Below are 25865 nucleotides of genomic sequence, written 5' to 3' on the forward strand. Positions count from 1 at the left end.
TTAACCCGCTTTTGCCATTTGCATAAGTGTAACGCGCTGCTGGAGGCGGCGCTGTGCCTGATCCACCACCACGGCAATGATGATGACAAGGCCCTTGATGACCATTTGCCAAAAGGACGATACGCCCATCATGACCAGGCCATCGGAGAGGATACCGATGACGAATGCACCGATGATCGTGCCGCCAATGGTGCCGCGCCCGCCAGACATCGAGGTGCCTCCGAGGACTGCTGCCGCAATGGCGTTCAGTTCGAACGAGTTGCCGGTTGCCGGATGCGAAGACATCAGTTCGGACGAGATGATAAGCCCGGCGATCGCCGCACAGAAGCCCGAAAACATGTAAACGAACATCTTTACGCGGTCGACGCGGATACCCGACATGCGTGCCGCACGTTCATTGCCGCCGACTGCGAAAATCTGGCGACCAAGGGGCGTGTATCGCGCGATATAGGCTGCTGCCAACGCGACAACGATCAGAATCCAGATCGAGACCGGAAGACCGAGAATGCTGCCTGATCCGAGGAAGGCGAAGCCGGTTGTACCCAGGTCTTCGCGGCCTACAAGGTTCGGGAAGGTCTGGCCGTCCGAGGACAGAAGTGCCAGGCCACGCGCTACATAAAGCGTGCCGAGTGTCGCAATGAAGGGCGCAACATTCAGTTTGGTTATCAATAGCCCGTTTATGAAGCCGACTGCGACACCCACAGCCAGTGTGATCAGCGAGATTTCAATGATGTTGAAATAGATCGTATAGCCGATGCCAAGATCGATACCGTAGATCAGAAGACCACCGGCAACCATGCCGCAAAGCCCGACAATGGAGCCGACGGAAAGGTCGATGCCGCCTGTGATGATGACGAAGGTCATGCCCATTGCAAGAAATGCGTTAAGCGCAACGTGTTTCGACATCAGGATCAGGTTGGCAGCTGAAAGGAAGTTCGGCGCTGCGAACGAGAAGAATATGAACACCACGAAAAGCGCGATGAAGGTTCTCAGTTTCATCAGCGTCAGCAGGGCCGAGCCGCTGTTAAAGGTTGAGTCAGTGGCGGCCGTCGTCGTGTTGGCTGTCATGACGCGAGTTCCCTTGTTTGTTTGTTGTGGTCGTTGTCATGTGTGTGCCCGTGGCCCTTGGCCGATGCGGCAACAATGTCGGCTTCCGTCGCTTTGTCGCGGTCGAATATGGCAATCAGCTTCCCGTTGCTGAGCACCGCGATGCGATCGGAGAGCGCCATGACTTCTTCCAGATCAGAGGTTGAAAAAAGAATGGAGAGACCCTCGGCGGCAAGCCTGCGCATGGTGCGGAAGACATCGGCCTTCGCACCCACGTCGATGCCCCGCGATGGCTCGTCCATCAGAAGAACTTTCGGATTGGTCATCAGCGCCTTGCCGATGACAACCTTCTGCTGATTACCGCCAGACATCGAGGTGACTTCGAATTCGGGGTTCGGTGCCTTGATCGAAAGGTCTTTGATCGCCTGTTGAATGGCCTGTTTTTCACGCTTTGGCGTGATATGGAAGAAGCGAGCCAGCCGGTCGAGACTTGCCAGTGTCAGATTGCTGGCAATCGACAAAATCTGCACCAGTCCTTCGCGCTGGCGATCTTCCGGTATGAGGGCAAGGCCACGCCGGATGCGCCGGGTCGTATCGCGCTCTTTCACTTCCTCGCCATCGATATAGATATGGCCGGTTGAATGCCCATGCTGGCCCATCACACATTCGAAAAACTCGGAACGCCCGGCGCCCATAAGGCCGTAAATGCCCAGAACTTCGCCTGCGCGCACAGTCAGGGAGACGTCATCAACTGCAAGCCCGCCAGTCGCGCGCGGCAGGGTGATGTTTTCAGCGCGAAACCGCTCTGCACCGATCTTGTGGGTCACAGGCTTTGCAAAATCCTTGGCATCGGAGCCAATCATCGAACGCACAATCCATTGCGTATCGATATTCTTGATCTCTTCCTGCCCGGTGATTTTTCCATCACGCAAAACGGTGATGTAATCGCCGATCCGCATCAGTTCTTCGAGACGATGCGAAATATAGACGATTGCGACGCCCTGACTTTTCAGCTCGGCAATCACCTTGAAAAGAATGTCGACTTCGGCTGCAGAAAGTGCGGATGTTGGCTCGTCCATGATGACGATGCGTGCATCGAGCGAAATGGCTTTGGCGATTTCGACTAGTTGCTGCTGACCAATCGGCAAATCGGCGACAAGCGTATTTGCACTGATGCCTGCATCGAGTCGGTCGAGGTATTCGTTGGCTTTTACAACCTGCGCCTTGTGGTCGATACCGCGCAACCCGCGCATGATTTCGCGTGTGGCAAAGATATTCTCTGCCACCGACATGTTTGAAAACAGGTTCAGTTCTTGAAAGATCATCGCAATACCGCGCTTCTGCGCGTCGGCGGGGCTGTCGAAGGACACTTCCTCGCTATCGAGAATGATCTTGCCCATGGTCGGACGCTCAACGCCCGCGATGATTTTCATCAGCGTTGACTTGCCAGCACCGTTCTCGCCGACAAGCACATTGACCGAACCACGGCGCAATTCAAGACTGGCGCGCTTGACCGCGACGATGCCCGAATAGACCTTGGAAACATCCTCAAGCTTGAGGACGATATCGTCCTTTGGGTTCAATTCCGTCTCCATCGCTTATTTCTCCAAAGAGATGGATACAGGTGTGACGAGCGGAAGCTGGCCCTTCGATGGCAACGGGAAAGCACCTTCGGCTTTCACCTTCATGCCAACCAGATCTTCGCGCGGGAGCTTTGAAAGAACATCGTCATTGACGCGGGTGTTGAACGCCTTGCCAAACTGAGCCCAGTCGATCTGATTGCGAAACTCGTTGAAGTTCACAAAGGAGAGGCTGTCGCGGATTGCGCTGCCACGAACGGTCGGTCCGATCTGCACACGTGCATCGGCCTTGCCATCGCCATTGCTGTCGACATCAACATAGGCTGCGCGCGATTTCGTTTCGGCGGCGACCACAGTGCCTTCAAGCTTGGCTGCAAAAGTCCAGGGGGCATTGCCCTGCTTTTCGCGATGACCGTATTTCGCTCCAGCGGCGTCCGCATCTGCCTTTACTGCCTGCATCACTTCATCGAGCGTCGCAGTTTTTTCGGCAAAAAACGGTTTAACTTTTGAGTCCCAGATGTCGGCAACCGAACGATCGGGGTTGAAATTATCGCCGCGTGCTTCTGCGGCTTCTTCTGCTGTCGGAGTCTTGATGATTTTGCAGCCCGAAAGCGCGACACCGCAGGCCAGCAGGATAATGGATGCTGACTTCAGCACTGACATGAATTTATCCTCGGTACAGGAAATAGTACCGGGAGCGCTGGCGCTCCCAGCCAAGCAATGCTTGATTAATCCTTCAAAGCGAAGGTTTCGAGCTTGTCTGCATTGTCAGGGTTGATGAGGACGCAGTCCATCAGCTGCTTTTCTTCAGCAGGTCCCTTACCGGTCTTGATATATTCGTCAGCCTGAACGACAGCCATCTGTGCCTGAGCATAGGCTGGCTGAAGGACAGTTGCCTTGATGCCCCCTGCCTTGATGGAATCGCGGACGTCGTTGGAGCCGTCGAAGCCGACAACGATAACGTCCTTGCGGCCAGCAGCTTCAAGCGCTGCCCATGCACCCATAGCCATGGTGTCGTTGCCGGAAATCACGCCCTTGATATCAGGGTTTGCCTGCAGAATGCTCTGCATCTTGGTGAAGGCTTCAGTCTGGCTCCAGTTGGCCGACTGCTGCGCAACCATCTTCATGTCCGGGTATTCGTCGATGACGTCGTGATAGCCCTTCGAGCGAGTGCCAGCATTGAGATCGGATTCGCGGCCGAGCAGCTCGACATAATTGCCGGCTTCGCCCATCAGCTTGACGAATTCTTCAGCGCCGAGCTGAGCGCCCTGATAGTTGTTGGATACAATCTGCGAAACGGCAACACCCGAGGCGTTGATTTCACGATCGATCAGGAATGAAGGAATCTTCGCGTCTTTTGCCTTCTGAACGGCTGCAATCGAGGCTTCCGAACCGGCATTGTCGAGGATGATAGCCTTTGCGCCACGACCGATGGCCGTATCGACGAGCTGCGATTGCTTGGTCGCGTCGTCGTCATGCTGAAGGATCAGCGTTTCGTAACCAAGTTCCTTGGCCTTGGCTTCAGCACCTACGGCTTCAGCCTTATAGAATGGATTGTCATGCGATGGCGTGATGATCGCGATCAGATCAGCAGCCCATGCTGGCATGACAACACTGCCTGCCAATGTTGCCGAAACGGCTGCAATAGCAAAACCGCGTGCAATTTTCCTGCGTGTGAACTTCATGTAGACCTCCCAATAAGCCCCATTTCCCAAAAGGGCGGAAAAGGGGAGAGCGTGTGACGCCCTCCCAAGTGACGTCACGTAATGCGACGGATGCTTTCTGCGATTTCTGCCGGTTCGAATACGTTTTTCCAGTCGTCGCGCATCAGCGCCGGGATGCCAAATTCGATTGCCTTGTTGCAGGCATCGGAGAATACGCCTTGAACTTCGCCGAAAATGACCGCTCCAAGGACATTCATATGCCCGAGCAGGAAGTCTCGGGCAGCTTCTTCAGGAACGCCGCGCCGGACACTTTCATCCATGGCCTGCTTCATGACAACCAGAAGCGAGGCGCAAACGGTTTCCGACAGGCCCGGCTCGAGGATTGCGAGCTGCTCGACGGTTACGCGGTGCGAGCGCATGACCGGTGCCCAGATGACCTTCGCGATTTCTTCACCCAGCGCATAAGCTTCTTCCGGGCCCTGCATCAGAGCCGAAACGATGTGCTGCTTTGCAAACAGACCGCCGAAGTGGTCCTTCTTTGCCTGCACGTCCGTTTCGTCGTTGAAGATCGGCGGATGGCAAGGATGGGTTACGAAATAGGTGAGGTCTGCGCGTTCTGGCAGGTGACCTGCAAATGGAGCGGCTGCGTCGAGCGCGATAACCATTGTGCCTGGTTTCAGCTTGTCAACGATACCTGCAGCAACCTTACCGATGATGGTGTCCGGCACAGCCAGAATGACGACTTCAGCGCCTTCGAGACCTGCATCTGCATCGATGGTGTCAATATCGAGTTCGTTTTTCAGGCGTGCCTTGCCTGCGTCGCTGACTTCGATGTGACGGACGTCGAAGCGCGAACCTTGAAGGTTCTTGGCCAGACGGTAACCCATTTTGCCGCCCGCTCCGAACAAAGCGATTGCTGTCATGATTGATATTTCCTTCCCGTAATTTTTGGTAGCGCAACTGGTATAACCAGTCAATGAGTATTCCAGATTAGGTGAGGATTCCGTCGCGGATCTGACTGAAATAATTGTCTGAGCCGACCTGACCGCCTTTGAGAGCGATCTGAAGGCCATTGGTGGCGACGTGTGAGCCGTAAGCCGTGCAAAGCGGCGAGCCTGGTGTTTGCGGAAGCGGCAAAAGCGTGGTGAGTGCATCGATATGCAGTTCACGCAATGCGTGGCTGGAAGTGTCGCCGCCTGCAATAACTGCGCGGGTAAGCTGTTCGCGTTCGACAAGGCTGCGGAGGATGAAGCCGAGGCTACGGGCCAGCTTGTGGCGGCTGCCTGCGATCTTATCAATTTCTGTGCCGCGATCAGCGGACGGACCAAGCGCGGTGTTGAGGATCACGCTGTTGCCCTGCTGAAGCGCCTTCTGGCCGTCAGCAATGGCAGCTTCGATTGCCTGATTGCCGTTTTCGCCGAGAAGATCGAGCGGGTTGAGATCAATGCCGGTAAAGCCCGATGTGGTTGCATGACGGATTTGGCGTTCGGTGGTTGGTGAGACGCTGCCCGAAACGACCGCGATGCGGTCAGCCTTGCCGGGAAGCGGAAACTCTTTTTTCGCGCTGATCAGTCCAGCCTTGGCCCAAGCGGCCAGAAGCGCATATTCAACGCCGGACGAACCAGCGACAAACCAGCCTTCACGGGCACGCAAACGCCAGAGCTGTTCGCCTGCGTGCAACTGGCTTTCATGGCTATCAACGTCGAGGAGCAACATGCCGTCAGCATCTTTGACAATCGCGTTTACACGTTCATTCGCATCGGCGGCTGAAAGCGCGACAAGATCAGCAAGCACGGTTTTCAGTGCGGTCTGCTTAGCCAGATGCTCGCGCAGGTCCGCTTCGTGCATTGGCGTGACGGGATGGCGGCTCATGACCGGATGGTGGTCAATACGATAGACTTCGCCCTGATAGGCGGCAAAGAGATTCCCGAAAGCGGTATAACGCTTGAGCTGCGGTGCGCCAACAACCAACGGCACATAGGTCTGACCAAAGACCGCTTTGCCGATTTCGACGGCCTTGCCGATATTGCCGACATGGGGGGCGGAATCGAATGTTGAGCAGACCTTGTAATGAGCAATCGCAGCATTCAGGCTTTTGAGCCAGTTGAATGCAGGCGTGAGATTTTCCTGCATCCATTCCGGCGTTTCGCTGCGGCTCGTTCCTGCAAGACCGATAGCCTTACAGTGCGAAAAGCGCGAAAGAAGCTCTTCGTCCGGCACATTCATGAACAGCACAGTGTCAACGCCGTTGGAAGACATGGCTTCCATAACATCGGTCGAGCCGGTGAGGTCGTCACCGTAGTAAGACAGCAGCAATTCGTTGGAAGCCTTGGTCATTATTCGCCTCCTCCATTTGAATTAACGGAGCCGAATTTTGAGAGCGAAGCTGCAAGTTCAGGATGCTCAGCAGCATAGGTTTCAAGTGGGATGCCAGCGACTGCTGCTTCCCATGCCTGCTGTACGGCGCGAACACCAGCTGCCGGGCCGCCCGGATGGCTGACAATGCCGCCGCCGCATAGATAAAGCAGATCCGTCGTGCGACCTGTGCGCTCATAGGTTTCAGGTGCCTGTCCGCCCCACTGGCCAGAACCAGCAACAGGAAGCGGACAATCTGACGGGTCGAACAGTGGCGTGCTGACAGCCTTGAACGAATTGACGAAGCTTTCGTCCGGTTCCCAATATTTTACGCTAATGCCGTTGATCTGGAACTGATCCACGCCGAGCAGGCGCCAGAACTGCTGATAAACATGGAAATCCATGCCTGCGCCCGGATTGCGGGTCAGAATATCCCAGCCATTGCGATGCGCGTGCAGAACGAGGCCTGAGCGCTTGCGCAGGAAGCTCATGCCGCCAAAGCCAACCGAGTTGATGTTGACCACGGCGCAATTGCCGCCAGCTTTCAATACCATGTCATGGTTGCGCATCATCTCGTCAGGATCGGCGTGGGAAATGCCGAAGGCATACATCACTTTCTTGCCGGTCTTCTGTTCGTGATCAAGGATACGCGGCATGATCGCTGTAATGCGTTCTTTGAGCGGCGAATAAGCCGGGCTCATCAGCTTTTCATCATCCTTGATGAAGTCGACGCCGGATTCGATCAATTCGCCAACGAGTTCTGCTGTTTCATGCGGACGGAGCCCCAGCGCGGGCTTGACGATGGTGCCGATGATCGGACGCTTTTCAACGCCCGTCAGACGACGGCTGCCAGCAATGCCGAACTGCGGGCCGTGATGCGCGCTTTTGAAGGCTTCCGGCAGCTTCATATCGACCACGCGGATGCCGGTCATGCCCTTGATCGAGTAAACACCGCCAACGGCAATCGTCAACAGTGCTGCAAGATCAGTACCGATTGCGTCGAGCGGGAAGGCGATGTCGACATCGGCGCGCTTGATCGAGCCGTGGCCGGGCTCAAGCTCCGGCCACGCAGGGGTCGTTGTGTCTCCAAGTGGACGAATTTCGAGTACACGTGCTGCAACGCGCGCCTTCAGCTCTTCTGTTTCGCCGGGAATAGCGACAAAAGTGCCGGTCGACTGATCGCTCGCAATTTTGGCTGCCATCTGTTCGATGCTGCCGGTAGTCTCTATGCGATAGGTCAGGCTGATGTACATGGTTGTTACCGGAACAGACATTGGTTCGTTGCCAGTCGTAATCGTCTGGCGTATGTAGGGTGACTGGTATAATGAGTATTCCATTACACGCAAGTGAAAAATTGTGAGACGCTTCGACTGCTGTGGGCAAATAGCTTTTCTCCGCGCATTCGAAGATGCATAAGAGGGGAAAGCGCATGAGGGGTGAGATGCAATGAACCAGCCAATCGAACCTATTGTTCGTCGCAAACTGTCCGACGAAGTATTTGACCGGCTCGAAAACATGATCACCTCCGGCGAATTGGAGCCAGGAGACGAAATGCCGTCGGAGCGAGTCTTGATGGAGCGTTTCGGTGTTGGGCGCCCTGCAATTCGCGAGGCAATGCAGTCGCTTGCCAAAATGGGACTGGTCAGTATTTCGCATGGAGAGCGTGCCAAGGTGCTGAAGCTAACGGCAAAGTCGATCTTTCAGCAGGTAGATCCGACTGCGAAGATCATGCTGGCGCAATCAATGGACACACTGGAGGATTTGAAGAGTGCAAGAATTTTCTTCGAACGCGGTATTGTTCGCGAGACTGCGCAGAAGATAACGGAAAATGATATCGCGGAACTGCGAGAGATCATCGAACGGCAGCGGGAATCGCTTGGTGACGCGGATGCATTCATCGCTGCCGATATGGAGTTTCATGTCCGGATAGCCAGAATTGCTGGTAATCCGATATTGGTAGCAGTGAGCGAGGCCATGTTGGCCTGGCTGAAAGAGTATCATACTCATATGCTTATCTGGACGGGTAAGGAGAAATATACCCTCGTTGAGCACGAGGAAATACTGGATTGCCTGTCCGGTAAGGATGCGGACCGTGCCGAGGCTGCCATGCTCCGTCATCTCGAGCGGTCGCGTACACTTTACAAAAAGGAATAGAGCCTTCGCGAGAAGGTTATTGTCGTTTCATCAGGTGGTACACCAGAAGCGAGGAGGCGATGGCGACGGTCGCGGAAACGAGCAGCGCAACCGAGAAACCGGCCGAATAACCCCGCATGGCAAGTTCAGATGTGACAGTTCTGGCTGACGGTGCCACCATGTAAAGCGCATTGGGTAGGTCGCCTGCCACTATCGCATCAGCAAAATCTCCGCTGCATGTAGGATCGCTGCAATCCGTTTGAATTAGATGAGTTCGGACAGCGCTTGCTAGCACACCGCTCAGGACTGCGAAGCCGAGCAGAATGCCAGTAAACCGAGCGGTTGTGCTGATGCCAGATGCCATCCCGGCCCGTTCGCGCGAAACCGTGCTCATAATCGCCTTCTGGGTCTCACCGTTCAGCAGGCCGCCACCGCTCCCGATCAGAAACATGCCGCACATCACGATAGACCAGTTTCCGGAATGCGCACCGAGGCTTGTCACCAGGCTGCCAACGCCGACGACCATGAGACCCAGGGCAAGAATTTCTCGAGATGATACTTTCTTTCCGAGAAGGCGCCCGACATTGGGGAAGATCAGCATCGCGCTTGCAAATGGAAGCATGGCAAAACCAGCCTGCAATGGTGGTTGACCGAAGCCGTTCTGAAGGAACAGTGGCAGCATGGATGCCATCACCTGCGCGCAGGCGGCATAGGCGAACATCGCCCAGACACCACCGATGAAGCGGGGATTACGAAACAGACTGAGATCGAGCATCGGGCGCTGCTGGGCAGTTTCGGCGATAAGAAAAATCATCAGCCCGGCAACGCCGCTGACAAAACCTGTCACAGCGATTGGAGATGTCCAGCCATGTGCCTGCCCATTGATGAGCCCCCATGTTAATGCAAACATGGTCGCTGCAAAGGAAATGATCCCGATAGGATCGAGACGTCGCGCATTTTCATCATTTGAATCCGTGACGAAACGCAGCGTAGCAAGTGCCAGAACAATGCTGATGGGTATGTTTATGTAGAACGCCCATCGCCACCCAAGCGCATGGGCAATGATGCCGCCGATAACTGGCGACAGAACCATGGTCAGACCCATGATACCACCCCAGATTGACCATGCACGGTTACGTTCGTCTTCGGTATGGAACGTATGGCCAATGATTGCGAGCGCGGGTGCGAGCTGGAAGGCCGCGCTTGCGCCTTGCAATGCACGGGCGAGATAAAGTGTACTGGCAGAATTCGCCACACCGCAAAGCCAGGACGACAATGCGAACGCGCCAATTCCGATCAGGAAAACAGTGCGGCGTCCGAACCGATCGGCTAGGGCGCCGGCTGGTAAGAGGAGTGACGCGAAACAAAGAACATAAGTACTGATAACCCACTCGACATCCGCAAAACTTGCCGAAAATTCACGTGAAATGGTCGGTAGGACCATTGCGACGACATTTGTGTCCAGCACGGTCATCGCGCAACCGGTCGATGCCGTCAGCAAAATCAAAGTCGAATTGGTAAGACGCGGTGCGGACGCGATAACTGTTGTCATTTTGTTGTCAGCGCTGCCGCACCAGCCTTAGCAATTTGCTGGTCATGATCGGGCGTGTCCGCCGATACGCCGATGGCGCCGACAACCTTACCGCCCACGGTGATGGGCACGCCACCACGCATAAGCACAAATCCACGCGCGGTGATGACAGCAGGACGTGTCCCGTTGATGGCATCTTCCAAAGCGCCGCTTTCCCGACGGAAAAGAGCGGCTGTTCGAGCTTTTTCAGGTGCAAGTTCGACGCCAGCAGGTACTGATGCGTCGTCCATGCGCACGGTCAGAATTGGCATACCCTCCGCATCGACGACAGAGATCACACAGGGCCAGCCATTCACCTTAGCTTCTTCCTCGGCGGCCGCAACGACGAAGCGGGCAGCTTCGAGTGTAAGAAAAGGTTTTGTCGGCAAGTCCAGCGCGAATGCCGAGTTAGTGAGGGTTATCGTTGTGATTAGCGAGGAGATGATTGCGACAGTATGTCGGGACATAAGACATTCTTTCATAGAGATTGACAGTGCCAATAGATCGGATTTTTGAATTTCTTTCATTCGCGGTAATTTGGAATAATATTAGTTTTTACCTAATTGTTGGAAGCGCACATGGAACTCAGGCACCTTCGCTATTTAGTGGCTCTCGCCGAAGAGCTTCATTTTTCAAGAGCTGCGGAGCGGTTGAACATTGCTGCTCCGACGCTTACGGTTCAGATACAGGAAATCGAGCGGCGGCTCGGTGCGAAGCTTTTTCTCAGAACCAAACGTTCAGTCACAATCACCCCGGCGGGCGAGGTCTTTCTGAAGGAAGCAAGATTGGTGCTGGATCAGTTCGACAAGGCAGAAAGTGTCGGACGCCGAGCCGGGCGGGGGGAAATCGGGCGGATCGAAATCGGCTATGTCGGCTCAGCGGCTTATGCCGGAGCCTTGCAGACGCAGATCAGCCGTTTCGCAGGAGATTGGCCTCAGGTGGAGCTTCACTCGCGTGAGTTTCCGATGGAGGAACTCCCAAAGCTCATCGAGGAAGGACATCTCGACATTGGCTTCGTCCGTATGCCGATGACGCTCCCACCGTCACTCAGTGCTCATGTTTTGCTGCAAGACTATTTTTGTCTGGCAGTCCCCTCAGACCATCGGCTGACGGTTGCAGCGTTGGAGGGGCAGTACGCTCTTCTTGCAGAAAGCCGATTTATTCTGCCCGAACAGGAGGCAGGTACGTATGAAGTCGCGAAGCGCGGAGGATTCACTCCAAGGATCGTTGCAAAGCCGGGCGGTCTTCTAGCTGTTTTGACACAAGTGTCTTTGGGTGCAGGCATATCGGTAATACCGGGCGTGGTGAGAAACGTCGTGCACATGCCCAATATGGTTTTTCGTCCAATAGCGGGAAAGCCGATCATGTCGGAAGTGGCTGCCATTTTCAGAAATAGGGAACATGCGGGCAGCATCAAAAATTTCATCATCCAGATATGCGCTTCGCCACCGATCCAGCTTGACCATGGGCAAAATGAACAAGTACCGTGAAATATATTTCATTGTGTGAATTATATTGACAGGCACATTTCTTTGCGATTAGCTATCAATACTGGTCTTCGAGGAGGAAGGCCGGTCTTCATAAAGATCAACGGCGTTTTTGGGACGCTATCCGCGCGTTTGGGAGGGGTTTCGGCCTCGAGGAGGACACTTGCGCAATTTTCTGAGCACGACCGCACTGGCGGTTCTTGCGGCAACGCTTCTGGCCGGTTCCGCAACGGCAGCCGAGACGGAAAATCCGTTCCGCTGTAAACCGGGCGAAAAATATGTGATGAACGTCATGGTTTCTGGCGTTGAATACTGGTTTCCCGTCTATGAAATGTTCAAGCAGGCTGGTCAGCAGTTCGGCTGTGAGACGGAATATACGGGTACGCCGGAATATGACGTGAACAAACAGATCGCGACGTTCGATCAGGCTTTGGCGCAGAACCCGGCTGGCATTCTCGTTCATCCAATGAATTCTGACCCGTTCATCGAGCCTATCAACCGGGCGATTGATCAGGGCACGGCGGTCGTCACATTCGCAGCAGATTCTCCGCTGTCGAAGCGCGTGTCCTTCATCACTTCGGACAACACCCGCGAAGGCACCTATGCGGCTGATGCCATCGCCCAGAAAATGGGCGGCAAGGGCGAATATGCAGTTCTTGAAAATCCGGGACAGGATAATCACGACAAGCGGATTGCAGCCTTCATTGCCCGTATGGAAGAAAAGTGGCCGGACATGAAACTGGTCGGTCGCGCTGCTTCCAATCAGGACCCGACCAAGGCTTATCAGGGTCTGTCGAGCCTCATTCAGGCCAATCCGAACCTTGGTGCGGTTTTCATGCCGGAGGCTAACTCCGCAATTGGGGCTGCGCAGGCGAACAAGGAAGCTGGTGGTAAGGTCCTCGTCATGTGTGCGGACGTCAACGCCAATATCCTCGACATGATCAAGGCCGGTGAAGTCTTCGGTTCGATCAATCCGAACCAGGGTATGCAGGGCTATATGGGCTTCATGCTGCTGTGGCTCGCCAAGCATCCGGAACTGATCGACCCGATGAACGATGCCAAACGTTCCGGCTTCAACCCTATGAGCATTCCTGTCGTCGATAACGGCCTTTCGATTGTTACGGCGGAAAATGCTGACGACTTCTATTGGGACAAATATCTGAAGCGTCGCGGTACCAAGGGCATTGAGGAATAGGCTCCGTTCAAGAAGCCATCCGCGCGCTTTGGTGCGGATGGTTGGAATGGAGAGGGAGGAAAAAGATGGCTGAACCGGTGCTTACCATCCACGGTGTAACCAAGCATTTCGGAGCGGTGAAGGCGCTGACGCAAGTGGATTTCAGGCTTGAACGTGGTGAGGTCCATGCGCTCTGCGGCGAAAACGGTGCTGGCAAATCAACACTGATGAGCATTATCGCTGGCGTTTTGCAGCCGACTGAAGGTGAGATACGCATTGACGGCAAAATCGTTCACATTGCCTCCCCCGCCGTGGCGCAATCGCTTGGTATCGGTCTGGTGCATCAGGAAATAGCGCTTTGTCCGGACGCGACAGTGGCCGAAAATATGTTCATGGCAACGACCAATCGCCGTCGTTCACCGTTCATGAATTACCGCGTGCTGGAACGTGATGCGCAGATCGTGATGAACCGCCTGGCGGCTATCGATGTTCGGCAGAAGGTCGCCAACTTGCCGATTTCCAGCCAGCAGCTCGTGGAGATCGCCAAAGCGCTGACACTCGACTGCCGTGTGTTGATTCTGGATGAACCGACGGCTGCGCTCACCGAAACCGAGGCACAGCAGCTCTTTTCGATTATCCGTGATCTAAAGGCGAATGGCATTTCCATCATCTATATCAGTCACCGTATGGCCGAGATTTTCAGCCTCTGCGACCGGGTGACGGTTTTCCGCGATGGTCGTTATGTATGCACCGATCGCATTGCAGATGTGAAACCCGACGATGTGGTGCGTCGGATGGTAGGACGAGAGATCACGCAGCTCTACCCAGATAAGCTTGGATCGCACGAGGCGGCAGGCGAAATTATTCTCGAAGTCGACGGCATCGGCGATGGCGTGCGCTTTAATGACGTAAGCTTTGCCGTTCGCAAAGGTGAAATTCTTGGTGTCGGTGGCCTTATCGGATCGGGGCGAACGGAGATTGCCGAAGGTATCTGCGGCCTTCGTCCGCGTACGGCGGGAACAGTCCGCCTCCATGGCAAGACGCAGAAGATCAATTCATATTCCGATGCCGCCAAGGCCGGCATTGTTTATCTTTCCGAAGACCGCAAAGGTTCTGGCGTATTTCTGGAAATGTCCATCGCGCAGAATATTTCCGTGCTGGATATGAAATCATTGACTAACGCCGCCGGGCTTCTGAATGGGCGGGCGGAGGCCGCACTTGCAGAGAATTTTGCGAAACGGCTGTCCGTACGCATGGGTGGCATCGAAGCACCGGTGAAATCACTTTCGGGCGGCAATCAACAGAAAGTGGCAATTGCCAAACAATTGGCAGTGAAGCCCAAAGTCATTTTGATGGATGAACCGACACGGGGCATAGATGTCGGGGCGAAGGCGGAAATTCATCGCTTGCTGCGGGCGCTTGCGCGCTCCGGTATCGGCATCGTCGTCATTTCGTCGGAAATGCCGGAACTGCTTGGTCTTTCTGACCGCGTACTGGTCGTTCGGGAAGGGCAAATTGCGGGAGAGCTTTCTGCGGACACCATGTCGGAAGAGGCAGTGATCCTTCTTGCTTCAGGTGTTGGCGCGGAACGGACATCGCATCATGCCGCATGAAAAGAAAATGGGAGAGGGTGAAATGGCAATCGACACAATGGCAGCAGTTGCGCCAAAAAACTCATCGATAAGGCGCATTGGGACCATGCGCGAAGCAGGTCTGATTGCGATCATTCTGGCATTGTCCGTGGTGATGACCTTTGCGTCGCCGCACTTTCTGACGCTCGGTAATTTTCGTGCGATGCTGATGAGCTTCTCAGTAGAAGGCATCGTCGTGGTCGGAATGACGATCCTGCTCATCGTCGGGGGCATCGACCTTTCGGTCGGTTCGGTGGTCTGTTTCTCCATGGTTCTTTCTGGTGCCCTTTTTCTTGCCGGGCTTGATCCTTGGACGGCTTCGCTTGTTGGTATCGCGGCGAGTAGCGCCATCGGCGCTACTATGGGGTTCTTTGTAACCGTCGTCGGTCTCAACCACTTCATCACGTCGCTGGCGGCCATGGTGATTGTGCGCGGCCTTTGCCTGATCATCACCAAAGGCACGCCGCTATCGCTTTTCACACTGCCGCCAAGTTTTAAGGCAGTAGGACAGGGTACGTTCTATGGCATACCCTATGTCATTTTGATTTTTGTTGCTGTCGTCATTCTGTTTGATTTTCTGCTGCGCCGGGCCACGGCCTTTCGCAAAGTGTTCTATACCGGTAGCAATGAGAAGGCTGCGCTTTATTCAGGCATCAAAACGAACCAGGTCAAATTCTGGGTGACGGTGCTGTGTTCGACGCTCGCCGGCGTTGCAGGCGTCATCTATATGTCCCGTTTCGGTGCTGCAACGCCTACTTTCGGTGTGGGTATGGAGCTGAATATTATCGCTGCCGCAGTCATCGGCGGTGCATCGCTCAGCGGTGGTTCCGGCACGATCCTTGGCGCTATTCTCGGTATGGCGCTGCTGTCGCTGGTCACATCCTCGCTGATCCTGCTCAATGTTTCAGTGTATTGGCAGGACATGATCAAGGGTTGCATTCTTCTTGCCGCAGTTTCCATCGACCATTTCCTGCACAAGCGGAAGGCGTCCTGATATGTCCATTGCCAAACTGAAACCCAGAACAACCGCGCCGCGTGAGGAAATAGTTGTCGCTCGCCAGATGCATCAGGCACTCGTCCTGCATTTTCTTGAAGGACTGACACAGGCGCAGATAGCGGACCATCTCGGCATATCACACGCGACAGTTAACAGGCTCATCAAGCGCGGTCGCCAGCTTGGCCTCGTTGAAATCAAGATTAAGTCACCGGTCGAGCCTCTTGTTGATCTGGAAGAACGACTGCTGGCACTCGGCGGTATCAGCCGCGCCATCGTTGTGCCGACCGTATCCGACAATCCGCAAACCGCTCTGCTGGCGGTTGGAGAAGCGGCTGCCCGACTACTTCTCGAAGAGATTGCTGATGGTGACACGATTTGCATCACTGGCGGAAAAGGCGTCAGTGCAGTGGTCGCCGGAATTCAAGCGCCGCGCCGTTTCGATGTCGAGGTTATTCCTGCAACGGGCTGTGTGCAGGGAAAACACTATACTGACGTCAATCACGTCTCGACGTTGATGGCCGAAAAACTCGGTGGGCATTCTTATCAGATACACGCACCCTTGTTTGCGGATGATGCTGCGCAGCGCGCCATGCTGATGAGCATGCGTTCTGTAGCTGACGTGTTTCGGCGGGCGAGGGAAGCCAAGGTGGCCATCGTCGGTATAGGCTCCATCGTGAGCACGGATTCGACCTATTACGACCTGCACCCGTCATCGAGCGAGGATCGTACTGCTATCGAACATTCCGGTGCCAGTGCCGAGCTTCTGGCTCATCTGCTCGATGTTGACGGTCAGGTCTGTGAGTACAGTCTGAACCGCGCTTTGGTCTCGCTAACGCTTGATGAATTTGCCCATATCCCGACGAAGATCGGTGTTGCCAGCGGATTGAACAAGGCCGAGTCTATCCTGAGCGTTCTTCGCGGCAATCATCTCGATACGCTCGTCACAGACGAGGCGACTGGCGCCGGCATTCTCGAACTTGCATCCCAAGAAGGATATTCCGCATGAGCGGCGAACAGTTGATCCGCGAAATCGGGCGCTCCGGCGTCAGGGCGTCCGCAGTCGGTCTCGGTACATGGGCTATAGGCGGCTGGATGTGGGGCGGAACGGATGAAGCCCAATCCATCGCAGCTATCCAGGCATCGCTGGACGCTGGCGTGACACTGATTGATACGGCGCCAGCCTACGGCCTCGGACGCTCCGAGGAAATAGTCGGTAAGGCGATTGCCGGGCGTCGTGACAAGGCGGTGATCGCGACCAAATGCGGCCTCGTCTGGCACACGCAAAAGGGTAATCATTTCTTCGATCAGGACGGAAAACCGGTTCATCGCTATCTGGGACGGAATTCAATCATCCACGAGGTGGAAGAAAGTTTGCGCCGTCTTGGCACCGATTATATCGATCTTTACATCACCCATTGGCAGGACCAGACGACGCCCATCGAGGAAACCGTTGCGGTACTTGAAGAGTTGAAGCAGGCGGGGAAAATCCGGGCGATCGGCGCCAGCAACGTCAATCGGCCGGAACTAGAACAATATATCCAGACTGGCGCGCTCGATGCGATCCAGGAGCGGTTCAGCATGATCGATCAGGAGATCGAGCAAGACTTGCTGCCGCTTACCACTGCAAACAATGTATCGACGTTGAGCTATTCCTCACTCGCGCTTGGTCTTCTGTCTGGCATGATCGGACCGGAACGTGTGTTTTCCGGGGACGATCAACGCAAGGACAATCCACGCTTTTCCGTTGCCAACCGGCAGAAGGCAAAGGATTTCGCGACGGCTATAAAGCCGTTCGCCGATCGCCATGGCGCGACGATAGCCCAGATCGTGATTGCTTGGACGCTGGCGCAGCCGGGAGTGACCTTCGCACTTTGCGGGGCGAGAAATCCAGCGCAGGCCCTCGACAATGCGCAGGCAGGAAGGCTCCGGCTTTCGTCCGATGACCTTGCGGCTATCGACACGGCCATTTCGGCACAACTGGTTAACATGGACGGATAACGGACGGCCATCATGAACCGAAAAGAGATATTAGACGGGCTCCGCCAGAGCCCGAAGGTGGACGTTTGTGTCGTCGGCGGTGGCATTAACGGGCTCAGCGTTTTCCGTGAGCTTGCGCTGCAGGGCGTGAACGTGCTGCTGGTTGAGCAGTCCGATTATTGTTCGGGTGCCAGCGCTGCGCTTTCACGTATGGTTCACGGTGGTTTGCGTTATCTGGAGAATGGCGAGTTCAGTCTCGTGAAGGAATCCCTTGTCGAGCGTGACAGATTGCTGCGCAATGCTCCTCACTATGTAGCGCCGTTACCGACCACGGTTCCGATCTTCGACATTTTCTCGGGATTAGGAAATGGGATTGTGCGTTTTCTGGGGCTTACCCGCCGTCCGAGCCGACGCGGTGCAATCGCTGTCAAGGCAGGGTTGGGCATCTACGATTTTCTGACGCGTAAACGAGCGCTTATGCCGAAGCATCGTTTTCGCAGTCGCAAAACGACCCTTGCAAAATGGCCTTCGCTCAATCCCGCGATCCGTAGTTCTGCCACCTACTTCGATGCGTGGGTCAGCCACCCAGAGCGGATTGGGGTCGAGCTTCTGCGCGATGGCCTTTCTGCTGGACCAAATGCCAATGCGCTGAACTATGCGACAATTCGGGAAACCGGCGATGGTAATTTCCAATTATTCGACGGCGTTTCCGGTAAAATGGTATCCATCCAGCCGCGTTTGGTCATCAATGCGACGGGGGGCTGGATCGATATCGCGAATGGCACACTGTTTCCAAAAGAGGCACAGCCTGCTCCATTGATGGGAGGCACCAAAGGATCGCATCTCATTGTTGATAATCCCGCTCTTAGTGACAGTCTTGATGGGCACATGATCTATTACGAGAACGAGGACGGGCGCATTTGCATCCTGTTCCCCTATCTCGGCAAAGTTCTCGTCGGCTCGACTGATATCCGCATTGACGATCCCGGCACGGTGCGCTGCGAGACGGACGAACGGGACTACATTTTGCAATCGCTCGCCTTCGTGTTGCCGGAAATCAAAGTTCGTCCTGAGGAGATTGTCTTCCAGTTCGCAGGTGTACGCCCGCTGCCAGCCAGCAATGACAGTTTTACGGGGCGCATCCCACGCGACCATTTCTGCACCGTGCTTGAAGGGCAGAATGGGCGTCCGCCGGTCCTCTGCATGATCGGTGGAAAATGGACGACTTTCCGCTCCTTTGGCGAATTGGCGGCCGATATGGCGCTGAAGCGGCTGGGTTTGTCGCGACGGATCGACACAACGGAACGCGCCATAGGTGGTGGACGTGAATTTCCGAAAGACCGTGCGAGCTGGATCGCAAAAACGGCTGCCGCCACCGGACTTCCCGCAGGCCGCATTGAAACACTCTTTGAACTTTACGGCACAGATGCCGTCAAAATCGCTCGTTTCATCGTGGAAGGGCCAGATTATGCCTTGCCCAATGCTGACTACAGTACGCGAGAGTTCCTTTATCTCATCCGAACCGAGGCAGTCGAGCATCTCGATGACTTGCTTTTGCGTCGTACGACATTGGCGATCTCAGGTGAACTTTCCCTCGCTATGACGAAGGCTGTCCTTGATCTGCTTGCGAAGGAGAAAAGCTGGCCGCCACAGCGTGCAAACGCTGAGTTGAAACGATTTCTAACCCTCATGCGCGAACGCCACGACGTCGCCGAGGAAATCCTTTCCGCAAGGAATGAACAAAGGAGTGAATTATGCGAGAAAACTGCAAAGTCCGGATGAACCGGTTGTTCGGCAACGGTCGTTGTCTGGATGTGGCTGTCGACCACGGCGTGTGCAATGAGCCCTCCTTTCTCGACGGCTTGGAGAATATGCCAGCTGTCATCAAGGCATTGATTGACGCAAAGCCTGATGCCATCCAGATGAACTATGGTCAGGCCGATCTGCTGCAGGATATTCCCGGTAAGGATAAGCCAGCGCTGGTCATGCGCCTCGACATGGGCAATCCCTATAACCGCATTCGCCATCGCGACATGTGGGCTGTGCTGCAGAACGAGGCCGATCCGCTGATTGGAGCGCTACAAATGGATGCGGCTTGCGTGGTGGTGAACCTCTTCATGCTACCGGACGAGCCGGCTCTCTTTCGCCAATGCGTACAGAACATTTCCCGCGTCCGGGCAGACTGCGAAAAATACGGTATGCCGCTGATGATCGAACCGCTCGTCATGCAGCCAGTCACAGAGCGCGGCGGCTACATGGTCGATGGTGACGCCGACAAGATCGTGACGCTTACGCGGCTTGCCCGCGAAATGGGAGCTGACATCATCAAGGCAGATCCGACAACAAATGCAGAGGATTTCCATCGTGTCGTAGAGACGGCGCGCTGTCCGGTGCTGGTGCGTGGCGGCGGTAAGGAAGATCTCTCCGCAGTGTTTGCAAAATCTGCAGCCTTGATGCAGCAAGGTGCAATGGGCATGGTCTATGGACGCAACATATATCAGCATGCCAATCCAAGCGCCGTGGTGCGTGGGTTGATGGCGATTATTCATAAGAATGCGAGCGGCGAGGAGGCCTACTCGCTTTATCAGCAGGGCTGAGTTACTGGATTGGTTGGACCTTGGGAGGGCTTCTTCATGCAAAAATATCTGTTGGGGCTCGATGCGGGCAACACTGTCATCAAGGCGGTGGTTTTTGATCTTTCGGGACGGGAGCTCGCCCATGCAGGTGAAGAAGGACATAGCCGCATGCTGCATCCCGGTCACGTCGAGCGTGACCTTGGCGAGCTCTGGTCCAATGCCAAGCGGGTTATTCGGGCTTGCCTTGATAAGGCGGGGATAGCGGCGAGTGATATTGCCGCTATCGGCTGTGCCGGACACGGTAACGGGCTCTACGCGCTCGACCGGGAGGGAGATCCGCTCATAGGCATCCAGTCGCTCGACACCCGCGCGACTGGTCTCGTTGAAGAGTGGACGGCAAAAGGGGTGGGCGCAAAGACCTATCCGATAGCGCGCCAGCGTCCATGGCCCTCCCAAACCCCGACGCTGCTTGCCTGGCTGAAGCGCTACCAGCCTGAACTGTTTGACCAGATAGGCACGGTATTTTTCTCCAAGGACTTCGTGGTCAATCGCTTGACGGGCAAACGTTTCAGCGAAGTTTCCGATATGTCGGGGGCAGGCTTGCTCGATCTTGCAACGCGCCGTTACAACAGTGCTTTGATGGATGCTTACGGTTTGGGTGACAGTATGGACATCCTGCCGCCGCTCATCGAAAGCGACAATATTGCAGGTAATGTAACTGAGGCTGTGGCAAGGGAGACTGGGCTTGCGGCGGGTACGCCCGTTGTTGGAGGTCTCTTCGATGTCGTAGCGTCGGCGCTGGGTTCTGGCGTCTCGCGCACGGGAAGCGCATCGATCATTGCAGGTACGTGGAGCATCAACCAGATTATTGTCGATAGTCCTGATCTCAAGGGGCCGGTCTTCATGACCTCTACTTTTGATCGCAGCCGTTACATGGCGATGGAAAACAGCGCTACCTCTGCGGCGAATCTTGAATGGCTGGTGCGGGAATTTTTTGAAGGCGACCATCATGCCGATGTCTCGCCATTTGATGTTTGTTGCAGTCTCGCCGCAGCCATCGAACCTGCAAGTGATGATCCGCTTTACCACCCTTATCTCTACGGAGCGCAGCAGGACGGCCACGCCCGCGCAGGGTTTTACGGTATTGCGGGCTGGCATACGAAGGGGCATCTGATACGCGCTTTGCTTGAAGGCGTTGCCTTCGGTCATCGCCAGCATGTGGAAACCATCCGAAAAGCAGGCGCGACCTTCGAGGAGGCTGTGCTTTCCGGTGGCGGCTCACGCAGCCGTTTATGGCCCCAGATATTTGCCGATGTACTCGGCGTGCCAGTTTCTGTTGCCGTCTCACGAGAAACAGGCGCACTTGGCGCAGCCATTGCGGCGGGGACCGGTGTTGGGCTGTTCTCAGATTTCACAGAAGGTGCCAATGCCATGGTGCGCGCCGATCGGCATTACAAGCCGAACGCCGCGCTGGATGGACACTATAATCGCCGTTACGCGCTTTATGGAGAAATCACAGCTGCAATGACGCCTCTATGGCGCCAGATACAGGCTAAACCGGTACAAAGCGTACAGTTAGTGGAGACTGTTTAGCCGGTCGTGGGTCTCAGCAGCGATTACCCTCGCTGCTTACTCACGTCCCGGCCGGCTGAAACTGGTATAGATATCCGCTCTCGTCTGCGGCACAGCGGAAATGCCGCGTTTGCGTTTTGAAGCCACCGTCTGGTTGATTTGGACGGTGCCTCTCTCAAATGCCAGCGAACATCCCGCGAGATAGAGCAGCCAGAGACGCGCTTTCGGATATCCGATTTCAGCAACGGCTTTGTCGAAATTGGAATACAGTCGTTCGCACCATAACCGGCAGGTGCGGCCATAATGTTCGCGTAAATTTTCGACGTCGTGGACTTCGAACCCGTGCCCTTCAAGGTTCTCTACGGTCATTCCAAGATGATCGAGTTCCCCGCCGGGAAAAATATATTTCACAAGCGCCTTATGCTCTGCACTTTTACGTTTGAAGGATTTCTTGTCCTTCTTCATGCGCCTTGTGATTGCGTGATGCATATAAAGTCCACCGGGGCGTAGAAGCCGGTTCACAGCGCTGAAATAGCTATCGTAGTTGGCAATTCCCACATGCTCGAACATTCCCACAGATGAAATCTTGTCGAACTGACCATCAAGTTCTGCATAGGATTTGACGTGGATGGTAATCCTGTCTTCAAGTCCTGCCTGCTTGACCCTCTCGCGGGCCAGCGCGGTTTGCGCTTCCGACAATGAAACGCCAGTTCCGATGACGCCAAAGTTCTGCACTGCATAGATCAGGAGGGCACCCCAACCGCAACCGATATCTAGAAGACGGTCACCGGGTTTCAATCGTAGTTTACGGCAAATAAGCTCCAGCTTGTCCTTCTGGGCTTGGTCGATATCATTGGCCCAGTCCTTGAAGTAACCGCATGTGTAAACCATTCGTTCATCGAGGAATAAGCGATAAAACTCGTTGGATACATCGTAATGATGGGTAATTGCCTCCTTGCTTGATCCACTGACGAACGGCTCCTTGCCGTCAAGAACCTCGCGCGCATCGGTTTTGCCAGCCAACAGAAGAGCCGGAAGATCCTTGAGTAGTTGCCATTTTGGCAGCTCTTTCAACCTGTTCTTCACACTCCCATCAGTCTTGGCTTCAGCGAGATCGAAGATCGTACCGTTGTTGATATCGACGCGACCGGATGTCCAGATATCAATCAGGGAATCATAGTTGGGCTTGAGAAGAAGCTGTCGGACGATTGTCGGATCGTTGATTACCAATGACGGACCATCGAACGCACCGATACGTGTACCATCCCATAGTTCCACGTTGAACTGTGGGCGCAGCGTTTCAACAACTGTCCGGATAATGCGAACTGACCTGGATTCAACCGTCATGCCATGCCTCTCTATTGAGGTTTCAGAAGGTAGTCTTCTCGCGCTGACCCTAACCTAAGGTATTAATGATTGCAGTCATAAAATCGTGACAGTTACTGCTGTCCTTTCAACGGGAGCAACACATGATAGGCAGGATTGCCTGCGTGTCGCGTTTCGGTCAAAACAACGCTGCTGATTTGCGATTCAGGGAAAGGAACAGCCTATGGATAAACGTTCGAATACAACTCGATGGCTTGCGATATTCTCGGTTACATCTTGTATTCTGAATTTTCCAACGGGTTTGCATGCGCAACCGGCTGCAAATGCAGAGGTGTCGGCGATGACTGAAGAGACATTGCATCATCCTGCGCCGGCAACCGACACCTTCGGTCAGACGCAGTTCGTTCTCAGCGGCGATCCCATTGTCCCTCCGCGCGACTACGCAAAAGGGTCGGAGATACCGAATCCCGATGAGTATGATCCTGTCGAGTCCGGCACGATTTTTGACATCGTTTATCTGGGCGTTATCGATGGCAGAATGTGTTTCGAGATTCGCGGTTATACCGCGACTGACTTGCTAAACCCGGATACGGGACAAACAGTCGATTTTCCGGTCGAGCAACAATCTATCGAAATCAGGAATATTCGAATTGAGGTGGAGACTGCGGAATCTGGAAGCCTGACTTACAAGGCAAGCAGGTTTTCTGAAGCTTCGGGAAACTAGTTCTCCGGTGTATCCCAACCTGGGTATACGCCTAAACGCATATTGCCCCAAGTTGAATCAATGTCGTGATACTCGTGATAAAGTCTGACAATGATGGCAGTCACAAGGAAAGCTGCGCATAAAGCCAGTATGATTTTAAAGAATAAGTCCGGCTTCAAGCCCTGCCTCACCCGTTGTTAGATGCAACCTTCAATATGTTATATCCGTGCGGATCAGTGTTTTTCGTTAACGGGCGCTGTCGAAAGAAAGTTTCGCTCAATGCGGCATTGTTGAGAAGTGCCTGATGTTTTGAATTGTGAAACGATAGAAATAGCGGGTAAGTGCGTGCGATTCGACGAGCTGAAATTTTGCGCATTGAACCACGTGAAGAGGCGAACGGCATGGAATTTCCCCGTGATATCGAAGATGCCGCCAGAAATTTGTGGCTGGAAGTCTCCGAAGCGAACGAAAAAGTTGTACCCGTCGATGTGATCGCGCTCGCTATCCTTAGAGAGAGGCAGCGATGTGCGACAGTTGCACTTTGCGTCTTTGATGACGAAGAGTGGTCGGATGAATACCGTATGGCAGGTGGCCTGGCCGCAGATGCAATACTTGCAGGTAATAGCAATATTTCTGAATAGAGCGGTGGCTTCGCATATGAAGCTTGTCGCACGGAGAAACGGAATAAAATGGTATTAGAGCGTTTAGCGGTGGGGTGTGTTTGCCTGCTGTCATTGACTTTGGTTGGATGCACGACATCGCCGCAGAATTATGCAGCTTCGCTTTCAACGCAGGATCCCAAATGGCAGTCGCCGCAGTGCGAAGAAATTCGTGCGGAGGCCACGAACTATGAGGCCAGAGAAACGAAAGCTTCTGATCTAGCTCCTGGACTTCTCATCGGTCCATATGGGCTGGGTATCGCGGCGGCAATAAAAGAGAACGACGAGAAGCGGCGGAAAATTTTCGTTCGCGAGATGCATCTGCGTTGCTCAAGCGCGCCTCTTCCAAGGGAACTTGAAGATACGCAGAACGAAACGAACCAGTCAAAACTGGCTGATACATTTCGATAGTTCGTATAGGTCTTCACGTCATTCCAGTCCGTGATAACGTCTTCAACAGTGAGTTAAAATGTCCGAATTTGTACCCGTAATTGCGTTGCACGGCGGCGCTGGAACTATTCTCAAGGCCAATATGACGCCGGAGAAAGAGGCCGCCTATCACGCTGGCCTGCGTGAATGCCTGCAGGCTGGACTGGACGTCTTACGTAAAGGTGGCAAAGCTATCGATGCTGTGACGGCATCTGTGATTGCTCTGGAAGAAAATCCGCTTTTTAACGCCGGGCGAGGAGCTGTTTTCACCGCCGACGAAACGCATGAGATGGATGCTGCCATCATGGATGGCGCAACTAGGGCATGTGGTGCAATTTCTGGAATTTGCGGACCACGCAACCCTATTCTGGCGGCACGTGCGGTTATGGAGCAGACCGAACACGTGTTCTTTGCAGGCGAAGGGGCGAAGCGGTTTTGCGAAGCTGCCGGTCTGGAAATGATGGCACCGGAATGGTTCTCGACGGAACAGCGCCGCAAGGCATTGCATGACGAAATGGAGCGTCGTCGCAGTGGCGCAGCCGACGATGGCGATCCTGCCCGCAAGCACGGGACTGTAGGTGCTGTTGCGCTGGATAGTTTCGGGCATCTGGCTGCAGCAACCTCCACGGGTGGTATGACGGCCAAGACGCCGGGACGTGTTGGCGACAGTCCGGTCATCGGCGCTGGAACCTGGGCTGACGACCAGACGGTTGCGCTTTCCGCCACAGGTCACGGAGAATATTTCATCCGCTGGGCTGTAGGCCACGAAGTAGATGCGCGGATGCGCTGGGCCGGGCAAACGCTCAGCGAAGCGGCTGGAGTTGTTGTCCGCGAGCTTGGTGAAATCGGCGGTTCTGGCGGCCTCGTTGCGGTGGACCGCAAGGGCAATGTCTGTCTGCCGTTCAACAGTCCGGGCATGTATCGTGCGTGGTGCGGTGCAGATGGTGAGATTCATACCGGCATCTATGGTCGGGATTGAAGTATT

Annotated in this window: 24 protein-coding genes; 14 read left to right on the top strand and 10 right to left on the bottom strand. The window is 54.7% G+C overall.

The features are described 5' to 3' along the window. The 7 genes from HWX93_RS07985 to oiaX form a co-directional block, all read right to left on the bottom strand. Entirely contained in the window at positions 1–1068 is a 1068-nt protein-coding gene (locus tag HWX93_RS07985) for an ABC transporter permease (RefSeq protein ID WP_176037065.1), read from the bottom strand. After that, positions 1065–2642, bottom strand: a complete 1578-nt coding sequence (locus HWX93_RS07990; protein WP_176037066.1) for a sugar ABC transporter ATP-binding protein — start codon at positions 2640–2642, stop codon at positions 1065–1067. Before HWX93_RS07990 ends, HWX93_RS07985 begins: the two co-directional genes overlap by 4 nt. Before the next feature lie 3 nt (positions 2643–2645). Then, positions 2646–3290, bottom strand: a complete 645-nt coding sequence (locus tag HWX93_RS07995) for a DUF2291 family protein (protein ID WP_176037067.1) — start codon at positions 3288–3290, stop codon at positions 2646–2648. Between the two features lie 65 nt (positions 3291–3355). Then, the gene (locus tag HWX93_RS08000; RefSeq protein WP_176037068.1) at positions 3356–4312 is read right to left on the bottom strand and encodes a D-ribose ABC transporter substrate-binding protein; all 957 of its coding nucleotides are present in this window, start codon (positions 4310–4312) and stop codon (positions 3356–3358) included. A 74-nt stretch (positions 4313–4386) separates the two neighbouring features. Next, a complete protein-coding gene (locus tag HWX93_RS08005) occupies positions 4387–5214 on the bottom strand; it encodes a phosphogluconate dehydrogenase C-terminal domain-containing protein (RefSeq protein WP_176037069.1) in 828 nt (275 codons plus the stop codon). Between the two features lie 67 nt (positions 5215–5281). Continuing rightward, the gene (locus HWX93_RS08010) at positions 5282–6628 is read right to left on the bottom strand and encodes a four-carbon acid sugar kinase family protein (RefSeq protein WP_176037070.1); all 1347 of its coding nucleotides are present in this window, start codon (positions 6626–6628) and stop codon (positions 5282–5284) included. After that, positions 6628–7899: a 3-oxo-isoapionate-4-phosphate decarboxylase OiaX gene (gene oiaX / locus HWX93_RS08015; RefSeq protein WP_176037129.1), complete on the bottom strand. Its 1272-nt coding sequence runs from the start codon at positions 7897–7899 to the stop codon at positions 6628–6630. Before oiaX ends, HWX93_RS08010 begins: the two co-directional genes overlap by 1 nt. Before the next feature lie 193 nt (positions 7900–8092). Between oiaX and HWX93_RS08020 the strand changes: the two genes are divergently transcribed. Continuing rightward, on the top strand, positions 8093–8800 hold the full coding sequence (locus tag HWX93_RS08020) for a transcriptional regulator NanR (protein WP_151555124.1): 708 nt from the start codon (positions 8093–8095) through the stop codon (positions 8798–8800). A 16-nt stretch (positions 8801–8816) separates the two neighbouring features. Here the strand turns inward: HWX93_RS08020 and HWX93_RS08025 are convergent, their stop codons facing one another. After that, positions 8817–10331, bottom strand: a complete 1515-nt coding sequence (locus HWX93_RS08025) for an MFS transporter (protein WP_176037071.1) — start codon at positions 10329–10331, stop codon at positions 8817–8819. Continuing rightward, positions 10328–10816, bottom strand: coding sequence for a GlcG/HbpS family heme-binding protein (locus HWX93_RS08030; protein WP_109986868.1), 489 nt, complete (start codon positions 10814–10816; stop codon positions 10328–10330). Before HWX93_RS08030 ends, HWX93_RS08025 begins: the two co-directional genes overlap by 4 nt. A gap of 111 nt (positions 10817–10927) precedes the next feature. Between HWX93_RS08030 and HWX93_RS08035 the strand changes: the two genes are divergently transcribed. The 9 genes from HWX93_RS08035 (at position 10928) to HWX93_RS08075 (ending at position 21784) form a co-directional block, all read left to right on the top strand. Beyond that, entirely contained in the window at positions 10928–11839 is a 912-nt protein-coding gene (locus tag HWX93_RS08035) for a LysR substrate-binding domain-containing protein (RefSeq protein WP_109986869.1), read from the top strand. Positions 11840–11999: 160 nt separating this feature from the next. Further along, the gene (locus HWX93_RS08040) at positions 12000–13031 is read left to right on the top strand and encodes a substrate-binding domain-containing protein (RefSeq protein ID WP_109986870.1); all 1032 of its coding nucleotides are present in this window, start codon (positions 12000–12002) and stop codon (positions 13029–13031) included. 65 nt (positions 13032–13096) lie between these two features. Further along, positions 13097–14623, top strand: a complete 1527-nt coding sequence (locus tag HWX93_RS08045) for a sugar ABC transporter ATP-binding protein (protein WP_176037072.1) — start codon at positions 13097–13099, stop codon at positions 14621–14623. A 22-nt stretch (positions 14624–14645) separates the two neighbouring features. Continuing rightward, entirely contained in the window at positions 14646–15635 is a 990-nt protein-coding gene (locus tag HWX93_RS08050) for an ABC transporter permease (protein WP_176037073.1), read from the top strand. A 1-nt stretch (position 15636) separates the two neighbouring features. Continuing rightward, on the top strand, positions 15637–16644 hold the full coding sequence (locus HWX93_RS08055) for a sugar-binding transcriptional regulator (protein WP_176037074.1): 1008 nt from the start codon (positions 15637–15639) through the stop codon (positions 16642–16644). Further along, complete coding sequence (locus HWX93_RS08060) at positions 16641–17636, top strand: aldo/keto reductase (protein WP_176037075.1); 996 nt, start codon at positions 16641–16643, stop codon at positions 17634–17636. Before HWX93_RS08055 ends, HWX93_RS08060 begins: the two co-directional genes overlap by 4 nt. A gap of 12 nt (positions 17637–17648) precedes the next feature. Continuing rightward, a complete protein-coding gene (locus tag HWX93_RS08065) occupies positions 17649–19397 on the top strand; it encodes a glycerol-3-phosphate dehydrogenase/oxidase (protein ID WP_176037076.1) in 1749 nt (582 codons plus the stop codon). Next, the gene (locus HWX93_RS08070) at positions 19370–20212 is read left to right on the top strand and encodes a class I fructose-bisphosphate aldolase (protein ID WP_235969082.1); all 843 of its coding nucleotides are present in this window, start codon (positions 19370–19372) and stop codon (positions 20210–20212) included. The genes HWX93_RS08065 and HWX93_RS08070 overlap by 28 nt, the downstream gene beginning before the upstream one ends. Before the next feature lie 36 nt (positions 20213–20248). After that, complete coding sequence (locus tag HWX93_RS08075; protein ID WP_176037077.1) at positions 20249–21784, top strand: FGGY-family carbohydrate kinase; 1536 nt, start codon at positions 20249–20251, stop codon at positions 21782–21784. A 36-nt stretch (positions 21785–21820) separates the two neighbouring features. Here the strand turns inward: HWX93_RS08075 and HWX93_RS08080 are convergent, their stop codons facing one another. Then, on the bottom strand, positions 21821–23110 hold the full coding sequence (locus HWX93_RS08080; RefSeq protein WP_176037078.1) for an SAM-dependent methyltransferase: 1290 nt from the start codon (positions 23108–23110) through the stop codon (positions 21821–21823). Between the two features lie 202 nt (positions 23111–23312). Here HWX93_RS08080 and HWX93_RS08085 point away from each other — a divergent pair, with 202 nt between their 5' ends. From HWX93_RS08085 to HWX93_RS08100, 4 genes are all read left to right on the top strand, one after another. Continuing rightward, positions 23313–23813 carry a hypothetical protein gene (locus HWX93_RS08085; RefSeq protein WP_176037079.1) on the top strand — a complete coding sequence of 167 codons (501 nt, stop codon included), beginning with the start codon at positions 23313–23315 and terminating at the stop codon, positions 23811–23813. 380 nt (positions 23814–24193) lie between these two features. Beyond that, positions 24194–24433, top strand: a complete 240-nt coding sequence (locus tag HWX93_RS08090; protein WP_109986879.1) for a hypothetical protein — start codon at positions 24194–24196, stop codon at positions 24431–24433. A gap of 48 nt (positions 24434–24481) precedes the next feature. Next, entirely contained in the window at positions 24482–24862 is a 381-nt protein-coding gene (locus HWX93_RS08095) for a hypothetical protein (RefSeq protein WP_176037080.1), read from the top strand. Positions 24863–24920: 58 nt separating this feature from the next. Then, positions 24921–25859: an isoaspartyl peptidase/L-asparaginase family protein gene (locus HWX93_RS08100; RefSeq protein ID WP_176037081.1), complete on the top strand. Its 939-nt coding sequence runs from the start codon at positions 24921–24923 to the stop codon at positions 25857–25859. The last annotated feature ends 6 nt before the right edge of the window (positions 25860–25865 follow it).

The organism is Brucella tritici (genome assembly GCF_902825325.1).
Lineage (GTDB): Bacteria > Pseudomonadota > Alphaproteobacteria > Rhizobiales > Rhizobiaceae > Brucella.

Bases quoted from the DNA above. Each gene is read 5' to 3' on its own strand.
- HWX93_RS08000 (WP_176037068.1), bottom strand. From the start codon at position 4,312: ATGAAGTTCACACGCAGGAAAATTGCACGCGGTTTTGCTATTGCAGCC.
- HWX93_RS08030 (WP_109986868.1), bottom strand. From the start codon at position 10,816: ATGTCCCGACATACTGTCGCAATCATCTCCTCGCTAATCACAACGATA.
- HWX93_RS08055 (WP_176037074.1), top strand. From the start codon at position 15,637: ATGTCCATTGCCAAACTGAAACCCAGAACAACCGCGCCGCGTGAGGAA.
- HWX93_RS07990 (WP_176037066.1), bottom strand. From the start codon at position 2,642: ATGGAGACGGAATTGAACCCAAAGGACGATATCGTCCTCAAGCTTGAG.
- HWX93_RS08080 (WP_176037078.1), bottom strand. From the start codon at position 23,110: ATGACGGTTGAATCCAGGTCAGTTCGCATTATCCGGACAGTTGTTGAA.
- HWX93_RS08070 (WP_235969082.1), top strand. From the start codon at position 19,370: ATGCGAGAAAACTGCAAAGTCCGGATGAACCGGTTGTTCGGCAACGGT.
- HWX93_RS08035 (WP_109986869.1), top strand. From the start codon at position 10,928: ATGGAACTCAGGCACCTTCGCTATTTAGTGGCTCTCGCCGAAGAGCTT.
- HWX93_RS08085 (WP_176037079.1), top strand. From the start codon at position 23,313: ATGGATAAACGTTCGAATACAACTCGATGGCTTGCGATATTCTCGGTT.
- HWX93_RS08100 (WP_176037081.1), top strand. From the start codon at position 24,921: ATGTCCGAATTTGTACCCGTAATTGCGTTGCACGGCGGCGCTGGAACT.
- HWX93_RS08025 (WP_176037071.1), bottom strand. From the start codon at position 10,331: ATGACAACAGTTATCGCGTCCGCACCGCGTCTTACCAATTCGACTTTG.
- HWX93_RS07995 (WP_176037067.1), bottom strand. From the start codon at position 3,290: ATGTCAGTGCTGAAGTCAGCATCCATTATCCTGCTGGCCTGCGGTGTC.
- HWX93_RS08020 (WP_151555124.1), top strand. From the start codon at position 8,093: ATGAACCAGCCAATCGAACCTATTGTTCGTCGCAAACTGTCCGACGAA.
- HWX93_RS07985 (WP_176037065.1), bottom strand. From the start codon at position 1,068: ATGACAGCCAACACGACGACGGCCGCCACTGACTCAACCTTTAACAGC.
- HWX93_RS08005 (WP_176037069.1), bottom strand. From the start codon at position 5,214: ATGACAGCAATCGCTTTGTTCGGAGCGGGCGGCAAAATGGGTTACCGT.
- HWX93_RS08075 (WP_176037077.1), top strand. From the start codon at position 20,249: ATGCAAAAATATCTGTTGGGGCTCGATGCGGGCAACACTGTCATCAAG.
- HWX93_RS08095 (WP_176037080.1), top strand. From the start codon at position 24,482: ATGGTATTAGAGCGTTTAGCGGTGGGGTGTGTTTGCCTGCTGTCATTG.
- oiaX (WP_176037129.1), bottom strand. From the start codon at position 7,899: ATGTACATCAGCCTGACCTATCGCATAGAGACTACCGGCAGCATCGAA.
- HWX93_RS08060 (WP_176037075.1), top strand. From the start codon at position 16,641: ATGAGCGGCGAACAGTTGATCCGCGAAATCGGGCGCTCCGGCGTCAGG.
- HWX93_RS08010 (WP_176037070.1), bottom strand. From the start codon at position 6,628: ATGACCAAGGCTTCCAACGAATTGCTGCTGTCTTACTACGGTGACGAC.
- HWX93_RS08065 (WP_176037076.1), top strand. From the start codon at position 17,649: ATGAACCGAAAAGAGATATTAGACGGGCTCCGCCAGAGCCCGAAGGTG.
- HWX93_RS08050 (WP_176037073.1), top strand. From the start codon at position 14,646: ATGGCAATCGACACAATGGCAGCAGTTGCGCCAAAAAACTCATCGATA.
- HWX93_RS08045 (WP_176037072.1), top strand. From the start codon at position 13,097: ATGGCTGAACCGGTGCTTACCATCCACGGTGTAACCAAGCATTTCGGA.
- HWX93_RS08090 (WP_109986879.1), top strand. From the start codon at position 24,194: ATGGAATTTCCCCGTGATATCGAAGATGCCGCCAGAAATTTGTGGCTG.